Source organism: Pseudomonas oryzae (genome assembly GCF_900104805.1).
Taxonomy (GTDB): Bacteria; Pseudomonadota; Gammaproteobacteria; order Pseudomonadales; family Pseudomonadaceae; genus Geopseudomonas; species Geopseudomonas oryzae.
Map to the genome: position 1 here is coordinate 3343727 of NZ_LT629751.1, position 17874 is coordinate 3361600.

General features: G+C 69.1%; 15 protein-coding genes. 7 read left to right on the plus strand and 8 right to left on the minus strand.

Features of this window, described 5'->3' with window-relative positions; translation table 11 throughout:
• The first annotated feature begins 46 nt into the window (after nucleotides 1–46).
• Complete coding sequence (locus BLT78_RS14985) at nucleotides 47–712, plus strand: YceH family protein (RefSeq protein ID WP_090349802.1); 666 nt, start codon at nucleotides 47–49, stop codon at nucleotides 710–712.
• Nucleotides 713–827: 115 nt separating this feature from the next.
• On the opposite strand, the gene BLT78_RS14990 is transcribed toward BLT78_RS14985, so the two are convergent.
• The 3 genes from BLT78_RS14990 to BLT78_RS15000 form a co-directional block, all read right to left on the minus strand.
• The gene (locus BLT78_RS14990; protein WP_090349805.1) at nucleotides 828–2372 is read right to left on the minus strand and encodes a phosphoenolpyruvate carboxykinase; all 1545 of its coding nucleotides are present in this window, start codon (nucleotides 2370–2372) and stop codon (nucleotides 828–830) included.
• Nucleotides 2373–2494: 122 nt separating this feature from the next.
• Nucleotides 2495–3382 carry an Hsp33 family molecular chaperone HslO gene (gene hslO / locus BLT78_RS14995; RefSeq protein ID WP_090349808.1) on the minus strand — a complete coding sequence of 296 codons (888 nt, stop codon included), beginning with the start codon at nucleotides 3380–3382 and terminating at the stop codon, nucleotides 2495–2497.
• Nucleotides 3383–3487: 105 nt separating this feature from the next.
• Nucleotides 3488–3877: an RNA-binding S4 domain-containing protein gene (locus BLT78_RS15000; protein WP_090349810.1), complete on the minus strand. Its 390-nt coding sequence runs from the start codon at nucleotides 3875–3877 to the stop codon at nucleotides 3488–3490.
• Nucleotides 3878–4021: 144 nt separating this feature from the next.
• Here BLT78_RS15000 and BLT78_RS15005 point away from each other — a divergent pair, with 144 nt between their 5' ends.
• The 3 genes from BLT78_RS15005 to rimK all read left to right on the plus strand — a co-directional run bounded on the left by BLT78_RS15005 (nucleotide 4022) and on the right by rimK (nucleotide 6919).
• Nucleotides 4022–5473, plus strand: coding sequence for a diguanylate cyclase (locus BLT78_RS15005; RefSeq protein ID WP_090349813.1), 1452 nt, complete (start codon nucleotides 4022–4024; stop codon nucleotides 5471–5473).
• Nucleotides 5474–5537: 64 nt separating this feature from the next.
• Entirely contained in the window at nucleotides 5538–6014 is a 477-nt protein-coding gene (gene rimB / locus BLT78_RS15010) for a retropepsin-like aspartic endopeptidase RimB (protein ID WP_090349816.1), read from the plus strand.
• Nucleotides 6014–6919 (plus strand): 30S ribosomal protein S6--L-glutamate ligase, encoded by a 906-nt coding sequence (gene rimK, locus BLT78_RS15015; RefSeq protein WP_090349818.1) that lies wholly within the window; start codon nucleotides 6014–6016, stop codon nucleotides 6917–6919. Before rimB ends, rimK begins: the two co-directional genes overlap by 1 nt.
• Nucleotides 6920–7047: 128 nt before the next feature.
• Here the strand turns inward: rimK and BLT78_RS15020 are convergent, their stop codons facing one another.
• On the minus strand, nucleotides 7048–8361 hold the full coding sequence (locus tag BLT78_RS15020; RefSeq protein ID WP_090349820.1) for an ATP-binding protein: 1314 nt from the start codon (nucleotides 8359–8361) through the stop codon (nucleotides 7048–7050).
• The gene (gene ompR / locus BLT78_RS15025) at nucleotides 8358–9101 is read right to left on the minus strand and encodes an osmolarity response regulator transcription factor OmpR (RefSeq protein ID WP_090349821.1); all 744 of its coding nucleotides are present in this window, start codon (nucleotides 9099–9101) and stop codon (nucleotides 8358–8360) included. Before ompR ends, BLT78_RS15020 begins: the two co-directional genes overlap by 4 nt.
• Before the next feature lie 173 nt (nucleotides 9102–9274).
• Here ompR and BLT78_RS15030 point away from each other — a divergent pair, with 173 nt between their 5' ends.
• The 3 genes from BLT78_RS15030 to gshA all read left to right on the plus strand — a co-directional run bounded on the left by BLT78_RS15030 (nucleotide 9275) and on the right by gshA (nucleotide 13805).
• Complete coding sequence (locus BLT78_RS15030; RefSeq protein ID WP_090349824.1) at nucleotides 9275–11602, plus strand: Tex family protein; 2328 nt, start codon at nucleotides 9275–9277, stop codon at nucleotides 11600–11602.
• 1 nt (nucleotide 11603) lies between these two features.
• On the plus strand, nucleotides 11604–11987 hold the full coding sequence (locus BLT78_RS15035; RefSeq protein ID WP_090349826.1) for a PaaI family thioesterase: 384 nt from the start codon (nucleotides 11604–11606) through the stop codon (nucleotides 11985–11987).
• 240 nt (nucleotides 11988–12227) lie between these two features.
• Nucleotides 12228–13805 (plus strand): glutamate--cysteine ligase, encoded by a 1578-nt coding sequence (gshA, locus tag BLT78_RS15040; RefSeq protein ID WP_090349829.1) that lies wholly within the window; start codon nucleotides 12228–12230, stop codon nucleotides 13803–13805.
• A gap of 106 nt (nucleotides 13806–13911) precedes the next feature.
• Here gshA and argA read toward each other — a convergent pair whose 3' ends face one another.
• From argA to BLT78_RS15055, 3 genes are all read right to left on the minus strand, one after another.
• Nucleotides 13912–15210, minus strand: coding sequence for an amino-acid N-acetyltransferase (gene argA / locus BLT78_RS15045; protein ID WP_090349832.1), 1299 nt, complete (start codon nucleotides 15208–15210; stop codon nucleotides 13912–13914).
• 145 nt (nucleotides 15211–15355) lie between these two features.
• Entirely contained in the window at nucleotides 15356–16513 is a 1158-nt protein-coding gene (gene argE, locus BLT78_RS15050; RefSeq protein WP_090349835.1) for an acetylornithine deacetylase, read from the minus strand.
• A 94-nt stretch (nucleotides 16514–16607) separates the two neighbouring features.
• Nucleotides 16608–17873, minus strand: a complete 1266-nt coding sequence (locus BLT78_RS15055; protein ID WP_090349838.1) for an inorganic phosphate transporter — start codon at nucleotides 17871–17873, stop codon at nucleotides 16608–16610.
• Nucleotide 17874 lies beyond the last annotated feature (1 nt).

Below are 17874 nucleotides of genomic sequence, written 5' to 3' on the forward strand. Positions count from 1 at the left end.
CGCTTGGTGACACTAGGGGTCTATTCCTTGCCGAGCGCCCCGCCCCATGAGCGAACCGACCGCCACCCCCTCACCCTTCGCCGACGCCCCGCTGTCCGCCGTCGAGATCCGCGCCCTCGGCTGCCTGATCGAGAAGCAGGCGACCACGCCGGAAACCTACCCGCTGACCCTCAACGCCTTGCAGCTGGCCTGCAACCAGAAGACCAGCCGCGAGCCGCTGATGAACCTGCAGCCCGGCGAGACCGGTCAGGCCCTGCGCCATCTGGAGCAGCGCGGTCTGGTCCGCCTGGTGATGGGCAGCCGCGCCGACCGCTGGGAGCAGCGCGCCGACAAGCAGCTGGAGCTGGTGCACGCCCAGCTGATCCTGCTTGCCCTGCTGATGCTGCGCGGCCCGCAGACCCTCGGCGAGCTGCTGGCGCGCAGCAACCGCCTGCACGCCTTCGACGACACCGAGGAAATCCGCCACCACCTCGAGCGCCTGGCGACGCGCGGCCTGGTGCGCCAGCTGGCGCGTCAGAGCGGCCAGCGCGAGGAACGCTACGCCCACCAGCTGGGCGACCCGGCCGATCAGGAAGCCCTGCTCGCCGCCCGCCCTGCGGAGACGGCCGCCCCCGCCGCCCAGCAGGCCCAGGAGGAGCGCATCGCCGCCCTCGAGGCGCGCCTGGCCGAGCTGGAGGCGCGCCTAGCGCGCCTGGAGGGTGCCGGCGAGTGACCGCACGGCGACAGCCCCGGCGGTAGAACATCGCTGCGCGCCTCTTCTGCCCGAGCAGCCGCCAGAAACGAAAAAGCCGCCCGAAGGCGGCTTTTTCATGCGGGTTCGCCAGCGATTACAGCTGCGGACCGGCGGCGCGGATGGCGTCGGACACTTCGAACTTGGTGAAGTTCTCGATGAACAGCTTGGCCAGGCCACGGGCGGCTTCGTCGTAGGCGGACTTGTCGGCCCAGGTGTTGCGCGGGTTGAGCAGCTCGGTCTCGACGCCCGGCACGGCCTTCGGCACGTCCAGGTTGATGATCGGCAGGTGCTCGGTCTCGGCACCGACCAGCGCGCCGCTCTGGATGGCAGCGATCACCGCGCGGGTGGTCGGGATGTTGAAGCGCTTGCCGACGCCGTAGCCGCCACCGGTCCAGCCGGTGTTGACCAGGTAGACCTTGGAGCCGAACGCCTTGATACGCTTGATCAGCAGCTCGGCGTACTCGCCGGCCGGACGCGGGAAGAACGGCGCGCCGAAGCAGGTGGAGAAGGTCGACTTGATGCCGGTGCCGCTGCCCATCTCGGTGGAACCGACCAGCGCGGTGTAGCCGGACAGGAAGTGGTAGGCGGCCTGCTCGTTGTTGAGGATCGACACAGGCGGCAGCACGCCGGTCAGGTCGCAGGTCAGGAAGATCACCGCGTTCGGCTCACCGCCGAGGTTCTCTGCCGAGCGCTTCTCGACGTGCTCCAGCGGGTAGGCGGCGCGGCTGTTCTGGGTCAGGCTGGCGTCGGCGTAGTCCGGCTTGCGGGTGCGCTCGTCGAGCACCACGTTCTCCAGCACGGCGCCGAACTGGATGGCCTTCCAGATCACCGGCTCGTTCTTCTCGGACAGGTCGATGCACTTGGCGTAGCAGCCGCCCTCGATGTTGAACACCACGCCCTCGCCCCAACCGTGCTCGTCGTCGCCGATCAGGTAGCGGCTCGGGTCGGCGGACAGGGTGGTCTTGCCGGTGCCGGACAGGCCGAAGAACAGGGTGACGTCGCCTTCCTCGCCGATGTTGGCGGCGCAGTGCATCGGCAGCACGTCGGCTTCCGGCAGCAGGAAGTTCTGCACGGAGAACATGGCCTTCTTCATCTCGCCGGCGTAGCGCATGCCAGCGATCAGCACCTTCTTCTGGGCGAAGTTGAGGATCACGCAGCCGTCGGAGTTGGTGCCGTCACGCTCCGGCTCGCAGACGAAGGACGGCACGTTGAGGATGCGCCACTCGCCCTTGCCGGCCGGGTTGAAGGTTTCCGGGTTGATGAACAGGCAGCGGCCGAACAGGTTGTGCCAGGCGGTCTCGGTGGTCATCTTGACCGGCAGGTAGTGCGCCTCGGCGGAGCCGACGTGGACGTGGGAGACGAAGTGCTCGCGCTCGCTCAGGTAGGCCTCGACGCGGTCCCACAGGGCATCGAACTTGTCTTCCGGGAACGGACGGTTGATCTTGCCCCAGGCGATCTTCGCCTCGGTGCTCTGCTCCTGCACGATATAGCGGTCCATCGGCGAGCGACCGGTGCGGTGACCCGTGCGGACGACCAGGGAACCATTGGCAGCGAGTTCACCCTCGCCACGGCTGATGGCCTTCTCGATCAGTTCGGCAACGCTGATATCGGTGTACACGGCAGTATTGGCTTGCGTCATGTGGTCCCCGTCGGCCTGCGGCCGAGTCCTCCAAACGATTTGTAGCGCGCCTGGCGGCTAGCTACAGCGAAAAAATTGCGCGCGATTATGCCAGATCAATCGCGTTCTTGGGTAAAAAACAATCAGTGCCGGGTCGGCGACGGCGCAGCGCTGCCACCACCGGCGAACAGCTGGGCGATGTCGGCGGCATCGAATTCGTAGCGATGGTTGCAGAACTGGCAGTCGATCTGCACCGCGCCGCCCTGCTCCTCGACCAGCCGGGCGGCGTCTTCCGCGCCCAGGCTGACCAGCGCCGTCGCCGAGCGCTCGCGCGAGCAGCTGCAGCCGAAGCGCAGCGGCTCCTCGTCGAACACGCGCACTTCTTCCTGGTGATAGAGGCGGTGCAGCAGGGTCAGGTTGTCGAGGCCGAGCAGCTCCTCGGCGGTCAGGGTGTCGGCCAGGGTGACCAGGTGCTCCCAGCTCGTCTCGCGCGCCTCGGCGTCGCGCTGGCGGTCGGCGGGCAGCTGCTGCAGCAGCAGGCCGCGGGCGCGGCGGCCGTCGGCATTCAGCCAGAAGCGGGTGGGCAGTTGCTGGGACATGGCGAAGTAGCCGGACAGGCAGGCGGCCAGGGTGTCGCCGTCGAGGCTGACGATGCCCTGGTAGCGCTTGCCGACCTTGGGATCCATGGTGATCGCCAGCACGCCCTCTGGCATCAGCTCACGCAGGCTGCCGGCCGCGCCCAGTGCCGCGGCGTCGTAGCGGGCGATGCCGCGGATCTCGCGCTCGCTGGAGCACTCGACCATCAGCAGCGGCACCGGGCCGGAGGAGCGCGCCTGCAGCACCAGCAGTCCGTCGTACTTGAGGGTGTCACTGAGCAGGGTCACGGCGGCGAGCATCTCGCCGAGCAACTGGGCGACCGCCTCGGGGTAGGCGTGCTTGGCCAGCACCTCGGCGTAGCTCTGGTCGAGCTCGACCAGTTCGCCGCGCACATCGGTGTCTTCGAAGAGGAAACGTTGGGAAAAATCGGACATGCCAGACCCGCAGAGCTCGTTTTTGAACGCCGATTTTAGGCGCAAACCCCGGGCCTGACCAAGGGTCGCCTGTCTATCGGCTCTGCGGGTGTTGTCTATCGATGCTCAGTGCTCGTCCCAGAAGTGGTGGATCTGCCGGCGCTGCTTCTTGGTCGGCCGCCCTTCGCTCTGCACGCCGAGCGCCCCGGCCTTGCGCAGCGCGGCGGCCGCCTCGCGGCGGGCGACGCTGTCGGCCGTCTCCTCGTAGAGCAGCGCCGCCTCCGGCGCGCCACGGCGTACCATGGACAACGCGCGGACGATCACCGTGCGCTCGTCGAAGCCGCAGCGGATGGTCAGTTCGTCGCCGAGCTTCGGCTCCTTGGCCGGCTTGCAGCGCTCGCCGCGGCAATGCACCTTGCCGCCCTCGATGGCCGCCTTGGCCAGGGCGCGGGTCTTGAAGAAACGCGCCGCCCACAGCCACTTGTCCAGGCGCGGCTTGTCGTCCTGTTCGCTCATGTTCTCTCTCGTGTCACAGCTGGCAACCACTCGCCCGATGTTAACCCCGTCACGAAACATGACAGGCGCGCCGGGCGCTGGCCATAATGACACGACGAAGAGGCGCAGCGACCACGTCGTGGCCTGACAGGGAGGAGTTCGACCATGGCCGAGCGCCGCAGAGCCCGTGGAACATCCGCCACCCCGCGGGGCTGGCTGCGGCCGGCCCTCCTCCTGCTGCTCATCTGGCTATCCACGCCGAGCGAGGCGCAGCCGGTCGTGCTCACCGCCTCGGAGCAGGCCTACCTACAGGCCCACCCGAGCATCCCGCTGTGCGTCGACCCCGACTGGTGGCCCTTCGAGCAGATCGACCCGAGCGGCCGCCACATCGGCATGGCCGCCGACCTGATCGCCCTGACGACCCTGCGCAGCGGCGCCAACCTCGTGCTGCACCCCACGCGCAACTGGGAGGCGAGCCTGGCCGCCTCGCAGGCCGGCGAGTGCCTGGCGCTGAGCTTCCTCAACAGCACCCCGGAACGCGAGCGCTGGCTGATCTTCACGGCACCGCTGCTCAGCGACCCGAACGTGATCATCACCCGCGAGGAGCATCCGTTCGTCTCCGACATCGGCGCCCTGCACGGCAGCACCATCGCCCTGCCGCGCGGCACCGCGATGGCCGAACGCATCGCCCGCGACTTCCCCAACCTGACCATCATCCCCACCGAGTCGGAGCGCGAGGCCCTTGCCCTGGTCAGCGAACGCAAGGCGGACATGACCCTGCGCTCGCTGATCGTCGCCGCCGCCACCATCAAGCACGAGGGCTGGTTCAACCTGAAGATCTCCGGACAGATCCCCGGCTACGAGAACCATCTGCGCATGGGAGTGCTCCGCTCGGAGACCACCCTGCGCGACATCCTCGACAAGGGCATCGCCACCCTCAGCGCCCAGGAGCGCCGGCAGATCGTCGACCGTCACGTCAACATGACGGTGGTGACCGAGGTGGTCACCGACTACACCCTGGCCATCTGGCTCGGCGTCGTGCTGGCGGCCATCCTGGCCACCAGCCTGCTGTGGATGACCCGCCTGCGCAAGCTCAACGACCAGTTCCGGCGCCTGGCCGAAACCGACCAGCTCACCGGCCTGCCCAACCGCAATGCCCTCGATGCGTCATTTGCCCTGGATATCCTCAGGGCACAGCGCTACGGCCGGCCGCTGTCGGTGATCCTGCTCGACATCGACCTGTTCAAGACGGTCAACGACGAGCTCGGCCACCTGATGGGCGACAAGGTGCTGGTCGATTTCGCCCGCCTGCTCAGGGGCGGCCTGCGCAGCGTCGATACCGTGTGCCGCTGGGGCGGCGAGGAGTTCCTGCTGATCTGCCACGAGACGCCCCTCGAGCAGGCCGCCCAACTGGCCGAGCGCCTCCTCCAGCAGGTCCGCGAGCACCGCTTCCCCTGCCAGCGGGCGCTGACCGCCAGCGCCGGGGTGGCCACGGCCATACCGGGCGACACGGTGGCGCGCTTGGTGCAGCGCGCCGACGAGGCGCTGTACGCCGCCAAGCACAGTGGCCGCGACCGGGTTCGCCTGCAACTTGCCGCGCTGGCGGATGTCGACTGAGACCGCCGACAGTATCATCGCGATCAGGCGCCCCCGCGGCGCAACAGACCGGAGCCGAACTGCCGTGAAGACCTTCGACCATCTGGCCGTGATCGGCCTGCGCGAGTGGATCGCCCTGCCCGACCTGGGCCTGGCCGGCCTGCGCGCCAAGATCGACACCGGCGCCGCCACCTCGACCCTGCATGCCAGCGACATCGTGCCCTTCGAGCGCGACGGCCAGCCCTGGGTGCGCTTCACCGCCCACCTCGGCAGCCTGGTGCAGCGCCAGCACCGCCAGCGCGAGGCGCCGCTGGTGAGCATGAAGACCATCCGCAGCTCCACCGGGCATACCCAGACACGCTACGTGGTTCGCACCAACTTGGTGCTCGGCGACCGCCAATGGCCTGTAGAATTCACCCTGACCTGCCGCAAGACCATGCGCTACCGCGTGCTGCTCGGCGCCAAGGCGCTGGTCAGCGGCCAGCTGGTGGTCAATCCCGCACTAACCTATGTCCAGGGCAAGCCGCTGCTGCTGGCGCCCACCATCCCCTCAGGTGTCTGATGAAAATCGCTGTGCTGTCGCGCAACCCCAAGCTGTACTCCACCCGCCGCCTGGTCGAGGCGGGCCGGCAGCGTGGGCACGAGATGGAGGTCATCGACACCCTGCGCGCCTACATGAACATCGCCAGCCACAAGCCGCAGATCCACTACCGTGGCCGCGCCCTGGAGGGCTTCGACGCGGTGATTCCGCGCATCGGCGCCTCGGTGACCTTCTATGGCTGCGCGGTGCTGCGCCAGTTCGAGATGATGGGCGTGTTCCCGCTCAACGAGTCGGTGGCGATCAGCCGCTCTCGCGACAAGCTGCGCGCCCTGCAGCTGCTGTCGCGCAAGGGCATCGGCCTGCCGGTGACCGGCTTCGCCCACTCGCCGGACGACATTCCCGACCTGATCGACATGGTCGGTGGCGCGCCGCTGGTGATCAAGGTGCTGGAAGGCACCCAGGGCATCGGCGTGGTGCTGTGCGAGACGCACAAGGCCGCCGAATCGGTGATCGAGGCGTTCCTCGGCCTCAAGCAGCACATCATGGTCCAGGAATACATCGACGAGGCCGGCGGCGCCGACATCCGCTGCTTCGTGGTCGGCAACAAGGTTATCGCAGCGATGAAGCGCCAGGCCGCGCCCGGCGAGTTCCGCTCCAACCTGCACCGCGGCGGCACCGCCAGCCTGATCAAGATCACCCCGGAGGAGCGCATGACCGCGATCCGCGCCGCCAAGGTCATGGGCCTCGGCGTCGCCGGGGTCGACATCCTGCGCTCCAACCACGGCCCGCTGGTGATGGAGGTCAACTCATCGCCCGGCCTGGAAGGCATCGAGACCACCACCGGTCAGGACGTGGCGAGCATGATCATCCAGCACATCGAGGAGCACGCCCGGCCTGGGCAGACGCGGACCAAGGGGCGGGGGTGAGCCGCACCGCGCCGCCTGGGCCAGCGTAGGGTGGGTTAGGCCACAGGCCGTAACCCACCAACCGGCAGCTAGGCCGGCTCTGGCGATGCCTGACGGCATCGAAGTCGGTTTACCCCGCTACGCGCCCCCTAGACCGCATCGCGCGGCAACAGCAAACCGATCGGCAGACACACCCGCGCCTCCACCCCGCCGCCGGCGCGGTTGCGCAGCTCGACGCTGCCGCCGTGCTGGGCGGCGATGCGCTTGACGATGGCCAGGCCCAGGCCGGTGCCCTTGCTGCTGCGCGCGCGGTCGCCGCGGATGAACGGGTTGAAGATGCTCTCCAGTTCGGCCGGATCGATGCCCGGGCCGCGGTCCAGCACGCTGAGCACCACGTAGGGCGCCGCGGCGCTGCCGGACAGGCTGGAGGTGACCTCCACCGCGCTGCCGCCGTGGCGCAGGGCGTTCTCCATCAGGTTGGCGAGCAGGCGCTTGATCGATACCCGGCGCAGCGGCATGGCCGGCAGCGGCTCCAGGCACAGGCGCACCTGCTCCTCGTTCTGGTTGAGCGGCGCGGCCACCTCGCGGATCAGCTCGTTGAGGTCGAGCGCCTCCAGCGGCTCGTCGCGGCCATCGCGGATGAAGGCGAGGAACTGGTCGAGGATGGCGTCCATATCCTCGATGTCGCGGATCATGTCCTCGGTCAGCTCGTTGTCAGCCGGCAGCAGCTCCAGCGACAGGCGCAGGCGGGTCAGCGGCGTGCGCAGGTCGTGGGACACCCCGGCGAGCATCAGCTCGCGCTCGCGGGCGGCCTGCTCGACGTCCTCGGACATCTGGTTGAAGGCGCGATACAGCTCGGTCATCTCGCTCGGCGTGTCGCTCACCGGCAGGCGCACGCTGCGGCCGCGGCCGATCTGCCGGGCGGCGAACACCAGGCGCTTGAGCGGCAGGCTGAGCTGGCGCACCAGGATCCAGGCCGCCGCGGTGGACAACAGGCCGATGGCGAGGAACCAGCCGAGCACGCTCCAGATGCGCTGGATCTTCAGCGGATAGGGATACAGCGGCACCTCGACCCAGTCCGGGCCGAGCTTGGGCGCCAGCACCCACAGACGCGGCAAGCGCGCCGCGCGCATGCGCAGCTCGGCGTCGTCCCCGAGCTCCTGGCGCATCTGCGACTCCAATACCTCGGTGTAAGGCCAGTGGTACTCGCCGGCCGGCACCTCGTCGGCCTTCAGCTGGCGCAGCCCGGCGGCGGCGGCGACCGCCTCGCGCGAAGCCGGGTCGGCCGCCCAGTAGGCGCGCAGGGTCAGCGCGGTGCCGTGGCTGTACTGGCGGTCGACCAGCATGTCCTCGTTCATCAGCAGGTAGACCAGGGTCAGCGCCTTGGAGAACAGCACGACGATCAGCACCAGCCAGAGGATGCGGGCGAACACGCTCTGCGGAAACCAGACCGGGGTTCTCACTTGCGCGCGCTACCGTCCGGCACGAACACGTAGCCGACACCCCACACCGTCTGGATGTAGCGCGGCTTGGACGGATCGGGCTCGATCAGCCGGCGCAGACGCGAGATCTGCACGTCGATCGAGCGCTCCAGCGCGTCCCACTCGCGGCCGCGCGCCAGGCTCATCAGCTTGTCGCGGGTCAGCGGCTCGCGGGCGTGCTGGACCAGCGCCTTGAGCACGGCGAACTCGCCGGTGGTGAGCATGTGCACCTCGCCACCGCGCTTGAGTTCGCGGGTACCGAGGTTCAGCTCGTAGTCGCCGAAGGTCACCGTCTCCTCCTCGACGCCCGGCGCCCCGGGCACCAGCGGCGTCTGACGGCGTAGCACGGCGCGGATGCGCGCCAAGAGCTCGCGCGGATTGAACGGCTTGGCCAGGTAGTCGTCGGCGCCCTGCTCGAGGCCCTGGATGCGGCTGGCCTCGTCGCCCTTGGCGGTGAGCATGATGATCGGGATGTGGTTGTCCTGCGCGCGCAGGCGATGGCAGGCGGACAGGCCGTCCTCGCCGGGCAGCATCAGGTCGAGCACCACTAGGCTGAACAGCTCGCGGCTCAGCAGGCGGTCCATCTGCTCGACGTTCTCCACCGTCTTGACGCGGTAGCCCTGCTCGTCGAGAAAGCGCTCGAGCAGGCGGCGCAGACGCACGTCGTCGTCGACGATGAGAATTTTTTCGCCTTCCGGCTGGCTGCTGGCGGTAGTGTTCATCGGGAGTCCTCGAGAATATGCGGCGATTATGACGCAGGCCTCACGGCCGTTCGCAGGGCCATTGTTAGCAGATTTTTCCCCCGCCGCGCGCCTCGCCATGTCCGGGTGGCTGAGTATAATCCGGCGCTTTCCGCCCCCCGAGGGCACCTTCCCCCGCAGTCGCAGGAAGTCATATGGACAGCATCAACGCCCGTATCGCCGAGGAACTCGGCGTCCGCCCGCAACAGGTCGCCGCCGCCGTGGCGCTGCTCGACGAGGGCTCGACCGTGCCCTTCATCGCCCGTTATCGGAAAGAAGTGACCGGCAGCCTCGACGACACCCAGCTGCGCACCCTGGAGGAGCGCCTGCGCTACCTGCGCGAGCTGGAGGAGCGGCGCACGGCGATCCTCGCCAGCATCGAGGAGCAGGGCAAGCTGACCCCGGAGCTGGCCCGCGAGATCAAGCTGGCCGACACCAAGACCCGCCTGGAAGACCTCTACCTGCCGTACAAGCAGAAGCGCCGCACCAAGGGCCAGATCGCCCTGGAAGCGGGCCTCGGCGAGCTGGCCGATGCATTGTTCGGCAATCCCGAGCTGAACCCCGAGGACGAGGCGGCGCGCTTCGTCGATGCCGAGAAGGGCTTCGCCGATGTGAAAGCCGTGCTGGAAGGCGCCAAGTACATCCTCATGGAGCGCTTCGCCGAGGACGCCAGCCTGCTCGACAAGCTGCGCGGCTTCCTCAAGGACAACGCCACCCTCAGTGCACGCCTGGTCGCCGGCAAGGAGCAGGAAGGCGCCAAGTTCAGCGACTACTTCGAGCACGACGAGCCGCTCAAGGGCGTGCCGTCGCACCGCGCCCTGGCGATCTTCCGCGGCCGCAACGAGGGCGTGCTGAGCGCCAGCCTCAAGGTCGGCGAGGAACTTCCGGGCAGCCTGCATCCGTGCGAGCTGATGATCGCCGAGCGCTTCGGCCTCGATAACCGCGGCCGCGCCGCCGACCGCTGGCTGGCCGAGGTGGTGCGCTGGACCTGGAAGGTCAAGCTGTACACCCACCTGGAGACCGACCTGCTCGGCGAGCTGCGCGAGGCCGCGGAGACCGAGGCGATCAACGTGTTCGCCCGCAACCTGCACGACCTGCTGCTGGCCGCCCCGGCCGGCCCGCGCAGCGTGCTGGCGCTGGACCCCGGCCTGCGCACCGGCTGCAAGGTCGCCGTGGTCGACGCCACCGGCAAGCTACTGGATACCGCCACCGTCTACCCGCACGCACCGAAGAACGACTGGAACGGCACCCTCGCCGTGCTCGCCCGCCTGTGCGCCAAGCACCAGGTCGAGCTGATCGCCATCGGCAACGGCACCGCCAGCCGCGAGACCGACAAGCTGGCTGCCGACCTGATCAAGCAACTGCCGGCACTCAAGCTGACCAAGATCATGGTCAGCGAAGCCGGCGCCTCGGTGTACTCGGCCTCCGAACTGGCCGCGCGCGAGTTCCCCGAGCTGGACGTGTCGCTGCGCGGCGCGGTGAGCATCGCCCGTCGCCTGCAGGACCCGCTGGCCGAGCTGGTGAAGATCGAGCCCAAGGCCATCGGCGTCGGCCAGTACCAGCACGACGTGTCCCAGCTCAAGCTGGCGCGCTCGCTGGACGCGGTGGTCGAGGACTGCGTGAACGCCGTCGGCGTGGATGTGAACACCGCCTCCGCCGCCCTGCTGGCGCGCATCTCCGGCCTCAACGCGACCCTGGCCGGCAACATCGTGCAGTTCCGCGACGCCAACGGCGCATTCAGGAGCCGCAGCGAACTGAAGAAGGTACCGCGCCTGGGCGACAAGACCTTCGAGCAGGCCGCCGGCTTCCTGCGCGTGATGAACGGCGACAACCCGCTGGACGCCTCGGCGGTGCACCCGGAAACCTACCCGCTGGTCAAGCGCATCGCCGCGGATACCGGCCGGGACATCCGCTCGCTGATCGGCGACTCGGCGTTCCTCAAGCGTCTCGACCCGGCGAAGTTCACCGACGAGACCTTCGGCCTGCCGACCGTCACCGACATCCTCAAGGAACTCGACAAGCCCGGCCGCGATCCGCGCCCGGAGTTCAAGACCGCCGAGTTCCAGGAAGGCGTCGAGAGCCTCAAGGACCTGGTGCCGGGGATGATCCTCGAGGGCGTGGTGACCAACGTCACCAACTTCGGCGCCTTCGTCGACATCGGCGTGCACCAGGACGGCCTGGTGCACATCAGCGCGCTGTCGGAGAAGTTCGTCAAGGATCCCTACGAGGTGGTCAAGGCCGGCGATATCGTCAAGGTCAAGGTCATGGAGGTGGACATCCCGCGCAACCGCGTCGGCCTGTCCATGCGCATGAGCGACACCCCGGGCGAGAAGGTAGATGGCGCACGCAGTGGGCCGCGTGGCGGGCAGTCCCGCGGCAACACCCCGCGCAGCGAGCGCCACTCCGCGCAGGACAAGCCGGCGCCGGCCAACGCCGGGATGGCCGCGCTGTTCGCCAACGCCAAGCAGATCAAGAAGCGCTGAGATGACCGACGTCCGCGAAGTGACCACCAGCGCCTTCAGCCACCTGCTCGGCTGCGAGCCCGTGCGCATCGACGGCGGCGCAGCCGAGGTGCGCCTGCCGCTGAAATCCGAGCTGCGCAACCGCGCCGGCAAGCTGCACGGCGGAGCGATCTTCAGCCTGGTCGACATCGCCATGGGCCTGGCCTGCTCCAGCGCCCACGGCTTCGAGCGCAAGAGCGTCACCGTCGAGTGCAAGATCAACTACATGCGCGCCATCGACGATGGCGAGGTGCTGTGCGCAGCGAAGGTGATCCACCACGGCAGCCGCACCCTGGTGGTGGACGCCGAGGTGCGCCAGGGCGAGGCGCTGGTCGCCCGCGCCCAGGGCACCTTCATGCTGGTCTAACCTGATCGGCAGGGACCGGCAACGACGGCGGGGCTGGCGCTGCCGGCCCTGCCCGAAGCGGGGGACACGGCCCGCGCACGGCGCTGTCGCCGGCCGACAAGCAGCCGTCGCTCCCTGCCATGGTCCACCGGCACGCGGGGGGAAAATCGCTGCCGAGCCTCCATCCGCCAGCGCCCGGCCCTTGAGACCGGCGCCCTGCGCCCCCATAGTGCGCAGACTCTGCGAAAAGGAACCTGACTTTTGAGCGACCTACTTTCCCGCCGCCTGGCCCTGCTCGCGCACGCCGACCAGCGCGACCTGCTGCGCCACTGCCGACACGGGCTGGAGAAGGAAAGCCTGCGCGTCGACCCCGCCGGCCACCTGGCCCTGACTCCGCACGCGCCGGTGCTGGGCTCGGCGCTGACCCACGCGCAGATCACCACCGACTACTCCGAGGCGCTGCTGGAGTTCATCACCGACGCCTGGGAGGATCCGGCGCGCACCCTCGACGAGCTGGACGCCATCCACCGCTTCACCTACGCCAAGCTCGGCGACGAGCAGCTGTGGACCCACTCGATGCCGTGCCAGCTGCCGGACGAGGCGACCATCCCGATCGCCGAATACGGCAGCAGCCACATCGGCCGGCTCAAGCACGTCTACCGCAAGGGGCTGGCGGTGCGCTACGGCAAGGCCATGCAATGCATCGCCGGCATCCACTACAACTTCTCGCTGCCCGAGGCGCTGTGGCCGCTGCTGCAGGCGGCCGAGGACGACGGCCGGCCGGCGCAGGAGTGGCAGTCGGCGCGCTACATCGCGCTGATCCGCAACTTCCGCCGCTACAGCTGGCTGCTGATGTACCTGTTCGGCGCCTCACCGGCGGTGTGCGCCAGCTTCCTCAAGGACCGCGAGCACAACCTGGAAACGCTCAGCGAGGGCACCCTGTACCTGCCGTGGGCGACCAGCCTGCGGATGAGCGATCTGGGCTACCAGAACAACGCCCAGGCCAGCCTGCGCCCCTGCTACAACGACCTCGACAGCTACCTGGCCAGCCTGCGCCAGGCGGTATCCACTCCCTACCCGCCCTACGAAGCCATCGGCACCCGGCAGGACGGCGAGTGGCAGCAGCTCAACACCAACGTGCTGCAGATCGAGAACGAGTACTACTCGACCATCCGCCCCAAGCGCGTGGCCAACTCCGGCGAGCGGCCGATCCAGGCGCTCGGCGCGCGCGGCGTGCAGTACGTCGAGGTGCGCTGCCTGGACATCGACCCGTTCCTGCCGCTGGGCATCGACCTGCCCGCCGCACGCTTCCTCGACGCCTTCCTGCTCTACTGCGCGCTGGAAGACAGCCCGGCGATGCCCGGTGACGAGTGCCGCGAGTGCTCGGCCAACTTCGCCCTGACCGTCAAGGAAGGCCGCCGGCCGGGCCTGCAGCTGAGCCGCAACGGCCAGCCGCACGAGCTGAAGGCCTGGGGCCTGGAGCTGCTCGAACGCATCGCGTCCTGCGCCGCGCTGCTCGACGCCGCCCACGGCGACGACCTGCACCAGCAGGCGCTGGCCAGCCAGCGCGCCAAGCTCGAGGACGCCCGCCTGACGCCGTCGGCACGGGTGCTGCAGAGCCTGCGCGAGGACCGGCTGAGCTTCCACGCCTTCGCCCTGCGCCAGTCCGAGCGCCACGCCGCCTGGTTCCGCGGCCGGCCGCTGGATGCCGCGCAACTGACCGCCTTCGAGCAGTCGGCGCGCGACTCGCTCACCGCCCAGGCCGAGCTGGAGGCCAGCCAGCAGGGCAGCTTCGACGAGTTCGTCGAGCGCTACATGGCGGCGATCGAGCCGGCGTGAGCCGGTAGGGTGGACAACTCGCGCCAGCGATTGTCCACCGCCAGTGGCGCGGAAGATCGGTAGAAGATCGCTGCGCGAGTCTTCTACCCTACCCCTCCCTCAGCCGTCACAGCGGCTTCTCGAACACCTTCGACTGGCGCTGGAAGTTGTACAGCGAGGCGCGCGCCGGCGGCAGCCGCTCGACGCTGCTGGCCTTGAAGCCGCGCTCCTGGAACCAGTGCGCGGTGCGCGTGGTGAGCACGAACAGGGTCTTCAGGCCCTGGGCGCGGGCGCGCTGCTCGATGCGCTCGAGCAGCTGATCGCCGCGACCGCCCTGGCGGTACTCGGGGTGCACGGCCAGACAGGCCAGCTCGCCCCAGTCGGAATCCGGCACCGGATAGAGCGCCGCGCAGGCGATGATCAGGCCGTCGCGCTCGACGATGCTGAACTGGCCGATCTCGCGCTCCAGTACCTCGCGCGAGCGGCGCACTAGGATGCCCTGCTCCTCCAGCGGGCGGATCAGCTCGAGCAGGCCGCCGACGTCGTCGATGCCGGCCTCGCGCAGCTGCTCGAACTGCTCCTGGGCCACCAGGGTGCCGGCGCCGTCGCGGGTGAACAGCTCGTTGAGCAGCGCGCCGTCCTCGGCGTAGCTGACGATGTGGCTGCGCCGCACGCCGCCGCGGCAGGCCTGGGCGGCGGCGTCGAGCAGCTCGCCCTGGTAGTCGCTGCCCAGGCGCGCCAGGTGCGCCGGCACCTGCTGCGGGCGCAGCTCGCGGACCAGCGCGCCGTGTTCGTCGAGCAGGCCGCGCTCGGCGCCGAACAGGATCAGCTTCTCGGCCTGCAGGTCGATGGCCGCGCTCATCGCCACGTCCTCGCAGGCCAGGTTGAAGATCTCCCCGGTCGGCGAGTAGCCGAGTGACGACAGCAGGACGATGCGCCGCTCGTCGAGCAGGCGCTCGATGCCCTTGCGGTCGATACGCCGCACCAGACCTGTGTGCTGGTAGTCGACGCCGTCGACCACGCCGATCGGCCGCGCGGTGACCAGGTTGCCGCCGGCCACGCGCAGCCGTGCGCCCTGCATCGGCGAAGCGGCCATGTCCATCGACAGGCGTGCCTCGATGCCCAGGCGCAGGCCGCCGACCGCCTCGACCACGCACTCCAGGGTCGGCCCGTCGGTGACCCGCAGGTTGCGGTGGTAGCGCGGGGTCAGGCCGCGCGCGGCCAGGCGCGCCTCGATCTGCGGGCGCGAGCCATGCACCAGCACCAGGCGCACGCCGAGGCTGTGCAGCAGCACCAGGTCGTGGACGATGTTGCCGAAGTTGGGATGTTCGACGCCCTCGCCCGGCAGCATGACCACGAAGGTGCGCTCGCGATGGGCGTTGATGTAGGGGGTGGCGTGGCGGAGCCAGTTGACGTAGTCGTGCATGAAGAACCTGCCTGTAGGGGCTGTTCGCGCCCCGGGGTACGCGGCCACCCCGGGGTGTGACCGCGCTCGTGTCTACGGTTGGTAGGAGCCAGCTAGCTAGCGATCCGTGCACCTGCACGAACCATAATCGCGAGCAAGCTCGCTCCTACGGGGTCGGTTGGGCGTCGAGGCAATAGTGCCCGATCAGCCCGCGCAGCAGCTCGACGGTCGGCGCGATGCGCGAAAGATCGAGGTATTCGTCCGGCTGGTGGGCGCAGGCGATGTCGCCGGGGCCGAGGACGATGGTCTGGCAGCCGAGCTGCTGCAGGTAGGGCGCCTCGGTGCCGAAGGCCACCGCCTCGGCGGCATGCCCGGTGAGACGCTCGGCGACGCGCACCAGCTCGCTGTCCGCCGCCTGCTCGAACGGCGGTACGCCGGGGAAGATCGGCCCGTAGTCGATGCGCACGCCGCGCTGCTCGGCCAGCGGCTGCAGCCTGGCGCGGATCGCCGCGCGCAGCTGCTCGGGGTCCATGCCCGGCAGCGGGCGCAGGTCGAACTCCAGGGCGCACTGGCCGCAGATGCGGTTGGGGTTGTCGCCGCCGTGGATGCAGCCGAGGTTGAGGGTCGGCTGCGGCACGTTGAACAGCGGGTTGTTGAACTCCTGCTGCCACTGGCCGCGCAGCGCCAGCAGTGCGCCGATCGCCGCGTGCATGGCCTCCAGCGCGCTGCGCCCGAGGCGCGGGTCGGAGGAGTGGCCGCTCTGCCCCTGGATGTCGATGCGCTCCATCATCACCCCCTTGTGCAGGCGGATCGGCCTGAGGCCGGTCGGCTCGCCGATCACCGCGGCGCGGCCCAGCGGACGGCCGGCCTCGGCCAGCGCGCGGGCACCGCTCATCGAGCTTTCCTCGTCGCAGGTGGCGAGGATCAGCAGCGGCTGGCGAAACGGCTGGTCGAGCAGCGGCCTGACCGCCTCGATGATCAGCGGGAAGAAGCCCTTCATGTCGCACACGCCGAGGCCGTACCAGCGGTCGTCGGCCTCGCGCAGGGCCAGCGGGTCGCTCTGCCACAGCGCGGCGTCGAAGGGCACGGTGTCGCTGTGCCCGGCCAGCACCAGACCGCCGGGACCCGCGCCGTAGCTGGCCAGCAGGTTGGCCTTGCCGGGGGCGATGTCCTGGATCTCGCAGGCGAAACCGAGGTCGCCCAGCCAGGCGGCCAGACGCTCGATCAGCGGGCGGTTGGGCAGGTCGAGGCTCGGCTGGGTGCAGCTCACCGACGGCAGGGCGATCAGCTCGGCGAACTGTTGCTTGAGGCTGGGAAGGGGCATGCAGGCACTCCGGGAGATATGCCTTGCATGATAGGTCGCCAGGGCGGCGGGGGAAACCGCCCGCGCCCGCACGAAGCGGGCGCGGCGGTACGGGTCAGGCGAAGATCGCCTTGAGGATCTCGAAGAACACGATGGCCAGGATGGCGCCGGCCGGCAGGGTGATGATCCAGGACATGAAGATCTTGCCGATCACGCCGAGGTTCAGCGCACCGATGCCGCGCGCCATGCCGATGCCGAGCACCGCGCCGACCAGGGTGTGGGTGGTGGACACCGGCAGGCCGATGGCCGAGGCGCCGACCACGGTGGAGGCGGTGGCCAGTTCGGCGGCGAAGCCGCGGCTGGGGGTCAGCTCGGTGATTTCCTTGCCGATGGTGGCGATCACCTTATAGCCGTAGGTGGCCAGGCCGACCACGATGCCGATGGCGCCGAGCAGCAGCACCCAGCCCGGCACGGCCGACTTGGCGGCGATGTCCGCGGCGCCGCCGGACTGGATCACACCGACGATGCCGGCCAGCGGGCCGACCGCGTTGGCCACGTCGTTGGCGCCGTGGGCGAAGGCCATCGAGCAGGCGGTGAACACCATCAGCACGGCGAACACCTTCTCCACGCTGGCGTAGTGGAAGCCCTTGTCCGCCTCGGTGTCCACCTGGATACGGCTGAGGATGGCCATGCCGAGCAGCATCACCAGCACGCCGACGCCCAGCGCCAGCAGGATGCCCTGGTTGCCGGACAGGTGCAGGCCGACGTGCTTGAGGCCCTTGGTCACGGTCATCAGGGCGACCATGAAGCCGGTGACGAACATGTACAGCGGCACGAAGCGCTTGGCGTTGCGGAACGGCTCGTCGGTGTCGATGATCAGCTTCTGCACGCTCATGAACAGGCCGAAGGCAACCAGGCCGGAGAGGAACGGGGTGACCACCCAGCTGGCGACGATCGGGCCGATGGCGCCCCACTGCACCGCGTCCATGGACACGCCGACCGCGGCGAAGCCGATCACCGCACCGATGATCGAGTGGGTGGTCGATACCGGCCAACCCTTGGCGGTGGCCACCATCAGCCAGGTGCCGGCCGCCAGCAGCGCCGACATCATGCCCAGCACCATCAGGTCGGGGGTGATCACTGTCGCGTCGACGATGCCGTTCTTGATGGTCTCGGTCACCTCGCCGCCAGCCAGGTAGGCGCCGCAGAATTCGAAGACCATGGCGATCAGGATCGCCTGCTTGATGGTCAGCGCACGCGAGCCGACCGAGGTGCCCATGGCGTTAGCCACGTCGTTGGCGCCGACGCCCCAGGCCATGAAGAAACCGAAGGCGCAGGCGAGCACCAGGAGTACGAAGCCGTAATCCGCAATAAGGGACATA

Bases quoted from the DNA above. Each gene is read 5' to 3' on its own strand.
- BLT78_RS14985 (WP_090349802.1), top strand. From the start codon at position 47: ATGAGCGAACCGACCGCCACCCCCTCACCCTTCGCCGACGCCCCGCTG.
- BLT78_RS14990 (WP_090349805.1), bottom strand. From the start codon at position 2,372: ATGACGCAAGCCAATACTGCCGTGTACACCGATATCAGCGTTGCCGAA.
- hslO (WP_090349808.1), bottom strand. From the start codon at position 3,382: ATGTCCGATTTTTCCCAACGTTTCCTCTTCGAAGACACCGATGTGCGC.
- BLT78_RS15000 (WP_090349810.1), bottom strand. From the start codon at position 3,877: ATGAGCGAACAGGACGACAAGCCGCGCCTGGACAAGTGGCTGTGGGCG.
- BLT78_RS15005 (WP_090349813.1), top strand. From the start codon at position 4,022: ATGGCCGAGCGCCGCAGAGCCCGTGGAACATCCGCCACCCCGCGGGGC.
- rimK (WP_090349818.1), top strand. From the start codon at position 6,014: ATGAAAATCGCTGTGCTGTCGCGCAACCCCAAGCTGTACTCCACCCGC.
- ompR (WP_090349821.1), bottom strand. From the start codon at position 9,101: ATGAACACTACCGCCAGCAGCCAGCCGGAAGGCGAAAAAATTCTCATC.
- BLT78_RS15030 (WP_090349824.1), top strand. From the start codon at position 9,275: ATGGACAGCATCAACGCCCGTATCGCCGAGGAACTCGGCGTCCGCCCG.
- BLT78_RS15035 (WP_090349826.1), top strand. From the start codon at position 11,604: ATGACCGACGTCCGCGAAGTGACCACCAGCGCCTTCAGCCACCTGCTC.
- argA (WP_090349832.1), bottom strand. From the start codon at position 15,210: ATGCACGACTACGTCAACTGGCTCCGCCACGCCACCCCCTACATCAAC.
- argE (WP_090349835.1), bottom strand. From the start codon at position 16,513: ATGCCCCTTCCCAGCCTCAAGCAACAGTTCGCCGAGCTGATCGCCCTG.
- BLT78_RS15055 (WP_090349838.1), bottom strand. From the start codon at position 17,873: ATGTCCCTTATTGCGGATTACGGCTTCGTACTCCTGGTGCTCGCCTGC.